12 protein-coding genes are annotated in these 10,619 nt (G+C 48.2%); 1 reads left to right on the top strand and 11 read right to left on the bottom strand.

The genetic code is table 11. From position 1 onward, the window contains the following. Positions 1-48: 48 nt before the first annotated feature. From AC1DE7_RS29580 to AC1DE7_RS29630, 11 genes are all read right to left on the bottom strand, one after another. Positions 49-249, bottom strand: coding sequence for a copper ion binding protein (locus AC1DE7_RS29580; RefSeq protein ID WP_477535733.1), 201 nt, complete (start codon positions 247-249; stop codon positions 49-51). A gap of 60 nt (positions 250-309) precedes the next feature. Further along, positions 310-708 (bottom strand): metal-sensitive transcriptional regulator, encoded by a 399-nt coding sequence (locus AC1DE7_RS29585; protein ID WP_477535734.1) that lies wholly within the window; start codon positions 706-708, stop codon positions 310-312. A 122-nt stretch (positions 709-830) separates the two neighbouring features. Next, positions 831-1,319, bottom strand: coding sequence for a GNAT family N-acetyltransferase (locus AC1DE7_RS29590; RefSeq protein WP_477535735.1), 489 nt, complete (start codon positions 1,317-1,319; stop codon positions 831-833). 123 nt (positions 1,320-1,442) lie between these two features. Continuing rightward, complete coding sequence (locus AC1DE7_RS29595) at positions 1,443-1,628, bottom strand: hypothetical protein (RefSeq protein WP_017691007.1); 186 nt, start codon at positions 1,626-1,628, stop codon at positions 1,443-1,445. Between the two features lie 131 nt (positions 1,629-1,759). After that, the gene (locus AC1DE7_RS29600; protein ID WP_477535736.1) at positions 1,760-2,371 is read right to left on the bottom strand and encodes a hypothetical protein; all 612 of its coding nucleotides are present in this window, start codon (positions 2,369-2,371) and stop codon (positions 1,760-1,762) included. 207 nt (positions 2,372-2,578) lie between these two features. Then, on the bottom strand, positions 2,579-3,337 hold the full coding sequence (locus AC1DE7_RS29605; RefSeq protein ID WP_477535737.1) for a nucleoside phosphorylase: 759 nt from the start codon (positions 3,335-3,337) through the stop codon (positions 2,579-2,581). A 1-nt stretch (position 3,338) separates the two neighbouring features. Next, complete coding sequence (locus AC1DE7_RS29610) at positions 3,339-4,010, bottom strand: sulfite oxidase-like oxidoreductase (protein WP_477535738.1); 672 nt, start codon at positions 4,008-4,010, stop codon at positions 3,339-3,341. 46 nt (positions 4,011-4,056) lie between these two features. Next, the gene (locus AC1DE7_RS29615) at positions 4,057-4,980 is read right to left on the bottom strand and encodes an ABC transporter permease (protein WP_017691011.1); all 924 of its coding nucleotides are present in this window, start codon (positions 4,978-4,980) and stop codon (positions 4,057-4,059) included. Further along, on the bottom strand, positions 4,964-6,031 hold the full coding sequence (locus AC1DE7_RS29620; protein ID WP_036616697.1) for an ABC transporter permease: 1,068 nt from the start codon (positions 6,029-6,031) through the stop codon (positions 4,964-4,966). Before AC1DE7_RS29620 ends, AC1DE7_RS29615 begins: the two co-directional genes overlap by 17 nt. Continuing rightward, positions 6,028-7,527, bottom strand: a complete 1,500-nt coding sequence (locus tag AC1DE7_RS29625; RefSeq protein WP_036616693.1) for an ABC transporter ATP-binding protein — start codon at positions 7,525-7,527, stop codon at positions 6,028-6,030. Before AC1DE7_RS29625 ends, AC1DE7_RS29620 begins: the two co-directional genes overlap by 4 nt. A 114-nt stretch (positions 7,528-7,641) precedes the next feature. Further along, positions 7,642-8,673 carry a BMP family lipoprotein gene (locus AC1DE7_RS29630; protein WP_036616691.1) on the bottom strand — a complete coding sequence of 344 codons (1,032 nt, stop codon included), beginning with the start codon at positions 8,671-8,673 and terminating at the stop codon, positions 7,642-7,644. 276 nt (positions 8,674-8,949) lie between these two features. Here AC1DE7_RS29630 and AC1DE7_RS29635 point away from each other — a divergent pair, with 276 nt between their 5' ends. Next, the gene (locus tag AC1DE7_RS29635) at positions 8,950-10,371 is read left to right on the top strand and encodes a hypothetical protein (RefSeq protein WP_477535739.1); all 1,422 of its coding nucleotides are present in this window, start codon (positions 8,950-8,952) and stop codon (positions 10,369-10,371) included. Positions 10,372-10,619: the final 248 nt, after the last annotated feature.

Raw genomic sequence — 10,619 nt, forward strand, 5'->3', positions numbered from 1 at the left:
GACCTCTTTTTCGCCCATGAGCATGTTCGGTTTAAGCCTGTGATCCCGTTAGACTACATCGTATCCCTGATCTTCAATGGCAGCTTTGATCTGATCCACGTTCACCGTCTGCTCATCATATTCCACCGCTACTGTTCCCGATGCCAGATCAACCTTACCACTCGCACCGGTATTCTTCACAGCTTCTTCAACCGACTTCACACAGTGATTGCAAGACATTCCCGTAACGTTCAACGTAACATTAGACATTGTAAATTCCTCCTTGGGGTATATTAAAATGATAAAATTAAATATGTGAATTGATTCAGCTTACTTCATTAACTTCCGCATCGTAACCAGCAGTTCATCCACAACCTCATGTTCACCAGCCTGAATACGCTCAACGATACAGCTCTTCATATGGCCTTCAAGTAAAAGTTTGCCTACTGAATTAAGAGCAGACTGAGCCGCCGCAATCTGCGTCAGCACATCATCACAGTACGTATCCTTCTCGATCAATCCCTTGATCCCGCGAATCTGACCTTCCACACGGTTCAAACGAGAAACCAGGTTACTCTTCATCTCCTGTGAATGGTGACTCTTGCGCACATGCTTCCCATCACTGCCCTCAGTATGACAGGACACCGCTTCTTGAACTGTAGCCAAAGCTTCCGTTGAATCTGACTTGGAGGATTGCAAAGGTTCCTCGGGATGGCTCTGATGTTCCATCTGAACACCCCTTTTCTTTCGTTCTTTTCTAAGAGTAACATACCCCACGGGGGTATTCAAGAGTATTCTGATATTTTATTAAAAATGGATGAATCCTTCCTAATTAAATAGGGCGATGCATCTTACAAGGTATACTCCATCCTGCTGCTACGGACAACAAGACCCATCTGTTCATAGAAAGCCTGTGCCCCAGAGTTAAACGTTGACACTGATAATTCCACGCTGTCTGCCTGAAGTTCTCTCCCTAACTCGATGAATGCTTGTAGTAACTGTTTGCCTGTTCCTTGGCCACGATACTTTGTATCCACTACAAGTTCATGGATGTACAACATCTTGCGATCCACCATCAATGGGTTATCCTGAATTACACTTAACTGCGCGCTCCCGTAACCCAGAATCAAGCCCGTTTCGGAAGACTCGGCAACATATAGGTAACGCTTGTCCGTTTCCAGGAGTTCGGTGAACTCCTTTTCCTCCATTCTGGTCTCTAACGCTCTGTATAGATCGGGCCGCCCCTCGACATGCATCCGGTGTAGTTCATCCATCAACAATGACACGCCAGAGTAGTCCCTCATTTCTGCCTTTCTGATCTTAATCTTACCCGTACTCATCCTCATCACTCTTTCATCTACTGAATTTTACATTATTATACAACCAAAAAGCAGATACCATAAGGGTACCTGCTTCGCTAAATTTATCTTCATTCCATCAAGCCCATATGATTCTCATGTTGTTTATTTTTTCGAAGAAGCATTTCCTTCATTAAAAGCAACAGGTGATGGCTTCGCTGCCCATTCGTCCGCCTGCGGCTCAATGTCTACTCCGCTCAAAATCTTCTTTTTCTCCATCAAGGAATCCCCGTCTTCATCCAACTTGTTGCGAATTTCCGCCTCGTCTTGAGGTTGATTGTTCTGTGTCATCATAGAGTCCTCCCTTTTTTCGTATTCATGTTGATGTTCCTTTATATAACGTGCCCACTTTCTGCATTATCATTCTCTTCGAGGATCAGGCCGTCCCCAAGTTAAGCTAAATCCATCTCTAAACCCTTTCGTTAATCGAAATCAACCTGTTTATCCAAAATGATTTCCTCTACATTGTATTCCATCTCTGGTATTGAGGGAATCAAGGAGAATCGAACGTTTTCCAGAGAAGAAGGAAGGGCAGGAACCACTCGGAAACTAATTTGCGTCTCCCCACCTCCTCCACGACTGCCATGTCTCATGGTGATATGTCTCTGTTCGCTGAATATTTCCAGAGCCAAATGTGGAACCATTTGTATACGCTCAGCTTCATTCCCCTTATATTGAATCTCCACATAAACGAGGCTTTCGCCTTCATATTGCATCGAATGCGTGATCATATACTCACACGAATCTTTGATCATTTTCTTCATAATCGGCACCACACTCGTCAATTGAAGAGGTTCACTTGGAAAGTAGTGTCTTTGCGGCATCGGTTGCACGCTACGGAGAACATATCGGATATCTTCCTCCTTCATATCCAGTAAGCTCACCCATTCATCGATGGTATTTTGAGGGGGTTGGTATTGGACTGCTCCGGTTATGTCCTTTCTGGCTGCAACCAGTTTCAAAAGTTGCTCATCAATCCGCTGTACCTCATCGCTGTATTCATTAGGAATTTCACGTAATTCACTCCAGCCCATATTTAATCACTCTCCTAATTTAATGACATGCCATGCAAATACAATTCGCTACTGTACCTGCATCCCCCTCTTAAAAAGGAAAGGACGCCCCTTGGGTCATATTCATGACCTTACGGGACGCCCTTTTTATATTGTCCACCTCAAATGGACATCATCTACTGTTTTGCTTGTAACAATGAGCAAAAATGCATACTTGCCTTAACCAACCTATACCTGATCTTGGCGAGCAAGCGCGGCTAGTGCGCGTAGCGCTGCATTAATCTCGCGCTCCACCGCTTGTCCAACTGCATCCGTATGCGGATCATACTCGGCTGCCAGATCACTGTCCGCGAATCCATCGATCGCGACAATGGCTCCGGCGCGAGCGCCACGCAAGGTGCTGACGATGTAGAGCGCAGCAATTTCCATCTCGGCTGCAAGTGCTCCAGCCTGCTTGTATTTGCGATGTGGGATCTCTTCCACGCCTGCAAAGAACGCATCCAGTGTTACGGTAATACCAACGCCCACTTTGCCTGCAAAGGTTGCAGCATCCGTGCTTTCTTGCCCACGAGCAGCCTCGATCAACGCTTGTGTCACCCCAATGTCCGCTACCGCTGGAAAACCATCCGGCACCAGTTGGCGAGTCAACCCGTCCGTACGAACAGCGGCTGTACTCACAAGCACACTGCCTGCCGGATAATCCGCTGTATACGATCCCGCTGTACCTACACGAATCAGAGTTGTTACACCCGCCCGAATCAGTTCCTCGAAACACACAGCTGCTCCAGGCGAACCTACACCATGACTGACCACAGCGATCTGTACCCCTTCATACAATCCAACAAATGTACGATACTCCCGACTGAACGCCAGTTCTCTCGCCTGCTCCAGTTTACGGGAAATCTTCTCCGCACGTGCCGGATCACCACAGACGATGGCATATGCCGGCATGTCTTCCGAATGAATCTGCAAAATAGGCATCAACATATCAATCAAACTCCTTCTTCGTCCACTCGTCTTCCGGAATCGGCAGATCTTCACCCGAGAAGCGTTGTTCCTTGAACGGATCGGCAAAATGGTGGAAACCATTCACTTCCCAGAATCCGTTACGGTCTTCTGTCATAAACTCCAGACCACGTATCCACTTGGCACTCTTCCAGAAGTAAAGTTGTGGCACAACCATACGCAGTGGAAAACCATGCTTGGGAGTAAGTGGCTGACCGTTATATTTGAATGCAAGCAATACATCATCATGCATCAATTCTTCGAGCGGTACATTTGTTTCATAATCATGATCTGCATGGATCATGACGTATTTTGCCTCTGGCTTAACCCCCAGAAGTTTCACAAAATCGGAGAAGCGTATACCTTCCCAGGGCGTATCGAATTTCGACCAACGGGTAACACAGTGAATATCACTCACCGTGTTCACCTGTGGCATCGCCTGCAACTCAGCCAGGGAGAACACCTTTTCCTCTTCCACTTCGCCGAATACCTTCAGGTCCCAGGTGGACAGGTCATATTCCGGCACTTCCCCTTCATGCAGAATCGGGAATTTCTCCGTCAGCATCTGTCCTGGCGGCAGCCGATCTCCGTGATCGTTACCTGTTTTGGGTGCCGGGGTTTTACTTTTTTTCAAACGTTCAGCCTTGTTATGCAAGTGGAATTCCTCCTTCTTTTACTGTCTCTAACATAGACATTCAGAATTAACGCGAGCTTCCGCCCGCTTTCAGTGCATCCTGTGCATAGGTACGGTCTTTGAAAAAGAACATCGCGACCAGCGTCACAATATACGGCAGCATCAACGTGAAATGCGTTGGCAGGGAGAATCCTTGCAGACGAATACTCAATGCTTCCATGAAACCAAACAGTACACTGGAGCCCATCACGCCAAGCGGATTCGCTTGTCCTAACATTGTTGCCACCAGCGCTATAAAACCACGACCAGCAGTCATGCCTTCGGTAAACATCGTCACCTGACCGAGCGACAACTGTGCTCCAGCCAGAGCGCACAACACACCGCACATCAGAACGGCACCATACTGGATGCCACGTACCTTGATCCCGATGCTCTGTGCTGCAATCGGGTTCTCACCGACGGAGCGCAGGCGGAAGCCGGATACACTTTTGAACAGATAAAATTGTAGTGCAATCACGAGCACAATACCGAGGTAAACCAGCGGACTATGTCCCGATATTACATCGCCGACCCACGGAATGTCCTTAATCAGCGGAATATCCCACTTGGGAAGTCCCACCATGTCTTTGTCGTAGTATGCACCTTTTACATCAAAAATCGCACGCAATGCAAAGGTCGTCACCCCCGCAGCCAGGAAGTTAAGCGAGATCCCGACCACGATGGCGTTGGCTTTCAGATTAATGCTTATAAAGGCAAAGAGCGCCGAGAATAACATCACAATTATAATGGAAAAGAGTACCGCCAGCAGCACATTGCCAAACAGATAATTACCGACAATAGCGGAGAACGCACCGATCAACACCAGTCCTTCGAGACCCACGTTAAACAGACCGACACGAGAACATAAAGCCCCACCGAGCGCTGCAAGCAGGATTGGAGTCATAATCCGCAAGGTTGAGCCAAACATGGCTGCATCAAACAGTTGTTGCATTGGACTTTTTCTCCTTTCTCCGCTTCAGGAATGAATAACCGATCTGAGCTGATACAAATAACGTCAATACAGCTTGGATGACACTGCCAACTTCCAGCGGTACATCCGTGTTCCGTTCCATCCCCATGGCACCCGTCTGTAGCGCAGCCAGCAAAATAGCTGCTACAGCTGTACCGAGTGGATGCGAGCGGGCAAGCAACGTGGCCATAATGCCGCTCCATGCGTAACTTGCCGATGACAATGAGCCATCAAGGAAACGGTACTGTGTACCGAGCACTTCCCCCGCACCCGCGAGTCCAGCAAGTCCACCACTGATGACCATGGACAGCATCATCATGCGAATGCGGCGAACACCACCGTAGGTTGCAAAGGACGGGTTGCTTCCGAGCATGCGGATCTCGTAACCGGTCACCGTTTTATGTGTGAACCAGTAGATCAGAATGGCCGCTACAATGGCAATAATGAAGCCTGCATGCAGCCCCATGCCCTGGAACAACTTCGGCAACCAGATACTCTGGTCAATCATGGGTGTCTGAGCCATTGCTGCAGATCCTGTGCGGTCCTTAAATGGATAGGAGACCATGTAGCCCCCGAAATAAATGGCAATATAGTTAAGTAGTAAGGTTGTGATCAACAAGTTCATCCCGAAGCGTGCATCCAGCCAGCCTGCAAACAGGGACCAGATTCCCCCGGCAATAATACCTGCCACAATCGCAGCAATACACACAAACCAGCCTGGTCCTGGCAGATAGAGCGCCGTGAGCGCGGCACTAAGCCCGCCAAGAATCATCTGGCCTTCGGCTCCCATATTGAAGAATCCGGCACGGAATGCCAATGCTACGCCAAGTCCCGCCAAGATGATTGGTGTGGAACGAGCCAACGTATTGGTGAAGAAGTAGAAGTTACCGAAGGCCCCTTTCCACATCTCCGCATACGTATCCACCACATTACCGCCAACGATCAGAATCGCCACAGCCCCTGCAATCAGACCGATGAATACGGCAAGCAGCGGCTGTACGAGTCCGCGAAGTGTTTCTTTTACCCGATTCATATCCGCTCTTTCCCTCCTGCCATTAACAAACTGATCTGTTCCTCAGTCGCTTCTTCTGCTCTCAGTTCTCCGGCAATTTCGCCTTCATACATGACAATAATCCGATCAGATAATTGCAAAATCTCCGACAACTCGGATGAAATGAGCAGAATACCCGCGCCCTCACTGCGTTTACGCAACAATTCGGCATGTATCGTCTCCATCGCTCCGATATCCACACCACGTGTTGGTTCGGCTGCAATCAGAAACGGTGTATCCTGTGCAAATTCACGGGCAGCAATCAACTTCTGCAAGTTTCCTCCGGACAGAAACTGTGCCTTGGTTTCCGCAGAACCCGTCTTGATGCTGAACTGTTGGATCCAACTCTCTACCATTGTTCTTGCTGCTTTGGCTTTGATAATACCGCGTGACTGCAAGCGATGATGGTGTCCCATCAGCCCGTTCTCGCGAACACTCGCATCCTTGGCCGCTCCCCACATATAACGATCTTCCGGGATATGAGCAAGTCCATGCTCCCTTATGCGCCGTACAGGCCAGTTGGTTGTATCCTGCCCGGAGAGTACAACGCGACCACTATCCGCCTTACGCAGTCCAGCAATGACCTGAATCAGTTCCGACTGGCCGTTACCTGAGATGCCTGCTATGCCAACGACCTCACCTTTACGAACTTCCATATGGATGTCCTTGAGCGCCGAACGATCCTTCGCTCCGGACAGATTAACCCCTTCCACCTGAAGCACCGCTTCCGCTGGTACCGATGGTTGCTTGTCCATACGCACAAGTTCACGACCAACCATCAGACGGGATAACTCCTCCACATGTGTATCCTTGGCTTCCAACGTACCTGTCACCTGACCATCCCGAAGCACCGTGATTCGGTCGGCTACATCCATGACTTCTTGCAGCTTGTGCGTGATTAGTACAAAGGTTTTGCCCAGCTTGGCGAGCGATTTCATGTTCGCCAGCAGTTCCTTCACTTCAAGCGGTGTCAGTACCGCCGAAGGTTCGTCCAATATAATGATGTCTGCGCCCTGATGCAGCACCTTGAGAATTTCAACACGCTGCTGCATGCCAAGCGGGCACTCGGACACTTTTTTCCACGGGTCAACCGGCATGCCATATTGTCTGCCAAGCTCGTTCACCTGAGCCGCTGCTTTTTTGCGGTCAAATGCGCCTGCCTTAGCCGGTTCGCGTCCAATCACGATGTTCTCCGCCACCGTAAAGGAAGGGAACAGCATGAAATGCTGATGCACCATACCGATGCCACTTGCCATCGCCTGGGACGGCGTGGCAAAGCTCACCTCACGTCCACGGACTTTGATTGTGCCTGACGTGGGCTGTTCCATACCATACAGCATACGCATCAAGGTTGTTTTACCGGCCCCGTTCTCACCTACAAGGGCATGAATCTCTCCCTCACGCAAATTAAAACGGATGTCACGATTAGCGGTGAAGCTGCCGTATTTCTTCGTAATCTGCTCCATCTCCAACAGCATATCTTGCGTTCGCTCCTCTCGGTCTCGGTCATTTAATAGCAGCAAAACCGGCTGCCTGATCGGGCAGCCGGCTGATCATTTCCATCACTCATTCATTGAAAAGAACATTCAAAACTATTGTTGCAATGGATCTTTGACTACGATTTTGCCGGATACGATATCATCCTTGATTGCTTTAACCTTGTCGATCACTTCTTGTCCGACAAAAGCATTCAATGGAGATTCGCTGTCACGTGTAACGTACGTCAGGCCTACACCGTCTTCTTTCAAACCGTAGTTAACTGCGCCTGCTTTGAAGTTGCCTTCTACAAAATCTTTCACAGTCTCATAAGCAACCGTATCGGTTGACTTCAATTGAGACAATACGATATGTTCCGGGTCTTCAACAGTACGGTCCGTATCCTGACCGGAAGTGTAGAAGCCTTTTTCTTTGGCTGCTTCGAACACGCCGAGATCCCCTACAGCGGATGCGCCAGCGATGAAGTCAGCGCCTTTGCCGAATTGTACCAGCGCCAATTCTTTTGCTTTGGCCGGGTCATTAAATCCACCTACATAGTTCACGAGGAATTCTGCACCCGGATTCACGGATTCCAATCCAGCTTTGAAACCTTCCGTATATTTCTTGATCAATGGTACATCCATTGCTGCGATCATGCCGACTTTGTCTGTTTTGGTGGACAATCCAGCAGCTGCACCGAGCAGGTACGCCCCTTCATATTCACGGAAACCAACGCTACGAACGTTAGGAAGATCAACGGTTGTATCTACAATCGCAAAGGACTTGTCCGGATTCTCTGCTGCAACTTTCTTCAATGCATCTTCTGCCTGGAAAGTTGCTGTAATAATCAGATCATAATTCTCGGCAACCGCAGCACGCAGATTTTGTTCAAATGCTGCCGGGTCTGTCGATTCAATCGTCTTGGTATCTACTTTGAATTCTTCGCCTGCTTTTTTGAAACCTTCATCCATCTGTACAAAGAAAGGGTTAACCCCTATTTTTTCGGGAAGTACGAGGGCCATCCGAAGAGATTTCTCCGAATCACTGCCTTGGGCGGATTGTTCGTCTTTGGAAGCCGAATTCCCACAAGCTGCCAACAAAATAGCCAACATGATGATCGATAAGACGAACGATAAACCTCTTTTCATTTTGAAAATACCCCTTTTCAACATTCTTTTTTCTTATCCTAGCGGATACTGTCGATCCTTGTCAATAAATCTTTGAGCGTATACACTCAAATAGAATATAATTGACAATTCGCTTTCTACCAAGCTTTGGAAACCGTTCTGTATCAAGCTTTTTTTCGTTGACATCCAGCGCGTCTCCGTGCTAAAGTCAATCCAATTATTCTATTCTTATAGGAATTGTCAGAATTATGACCCAAAGCTGATTATTTTCCAACCCATTCTAAGGAGGCTATTCATTTGAAAAAAATCACCCAGATCACGTTGGCGGCCCTACTCGCCGCTCCGGTAACACTCGGCAGCCTTAGCTTGCCCTCTTCCGCTTCTGCAGCATCTACAACTCCGGCTAAACCCTCCACCTCACAAAGTGTCAAAGGACCTGTAGCTCAGGCTCCAGTTGCTTACACGGAAAGCGCAGCGGATTTTGCTCAATTCTTGCAAGCGAAATACAACATTCTATTGCCGCAACAGATTACCAAAGGTGATTTCATTCAAGCCATTGCAGCCATCACGGAAGCAACTCAAGCAAGTGACAGTGAAGCTAACGCTCCTGTCTTTACCGATCTGTCTTCTGGTGATTCTTCATATACTGCTGCCGTATCCTTATACAATAATGGGGTTCTTACGGGTACAGAAGTACGTGCCAAGGATCAACTGAGCACTTATGCCGCCGTCTTCATCGCGGTGAAAGCAGCCGGATTCAAGGAACTCGCTTATACATATCCCACAGAGAAAACGGCCAAAGCACTTGCCAAAGTTGGCATTAAACCAAACCGTGTTCAGGGACAAGCCGCACAGGAGCTGGCTGCTGCGATCGATACAGGCCTGATTCCTGAAAGCCTATACCCCGCTCTCATTAAGGGTGGCGTAGCAAGTAAAGATTTCGCTGATACTTTGCTTGGACGCGTATTGGTCAGTCAAGGGAAATACAAACATGAGATTGGGCGTTCCGGCGATGCGGACATCTATTCCAAATTGTATGCTGCATATCGCACAGCGGATCTGATCGAATCACCTGAGCTGAGAAAGATTGTGGATCAGGCGCTGCGAGATGATCTCGTAACAGGTTACAATCTAAAGGATAGCCGCTTTGATTCCAACTTTATCGATGAACTGACACTTACCTACGGCCACGATAATATTCAACATGCTGTACAGTTGGTTGGTTTGCTGCGTAGCGAAGGTATTGATGCTGATGTGCAATTCCAGCCGAAGACATCTGCCTTCATTTATTTGAAGGAATGGGGCGAGCCGAAGGAAACGCCAGACTATAAAGTGACACAGATCGAGAACGGTAACTATATTGCTTCTGCGAAGGAATATGATATTCAGTTCGAGTTCAACAATGTGGCAGACAAAGTTCGCTTCAACGACATTGTGCTGAAATATGCCAAAAAGAATAGTGACAGTACATCTCCACTGATTCTCAGCTCCTGGTGGCAACCGCTGTATTATTCGCCAACCGCATTGGCGAACTACCCTGTCATTTCCAATAATAAGATCGCGCTTGGCAATTACTATGCTCAGTCCTTCTCTCTGAAAGAAAATGCCAAATCCATTCGGGAAGGTTTCCTGAAACTGGCACCTGATGCGGACATTACGACGTATGACTTCTGGGTGGACCAGCCTTTCTTCAACTATCTGAACGGTGGATCTGAATAAAATAAATTCCGTCTTCAACCGAATTAAAGCTCGTATTTTGGCACCATAAGCAGCCGTCCTTACCGAATTTTACAGGGGTTTCGACCCCTAGATTCGTAAAGGCGGTTTTCGTATTATCAGGTTAGCCAGTAATTACTGGTTGGCCTTTTTTTGTGGTCGTTTTACGATGGGGGAAGCCGGGAGAACGTGGCGGTTTTAGGGGCTAGGACCTCGTAACAAAAACAGTTCTCCCACGACCTTCCAAAAGA

It is taken from the genome of Paenibacillus sp. 10L310, from assembly GCF_056395745.1.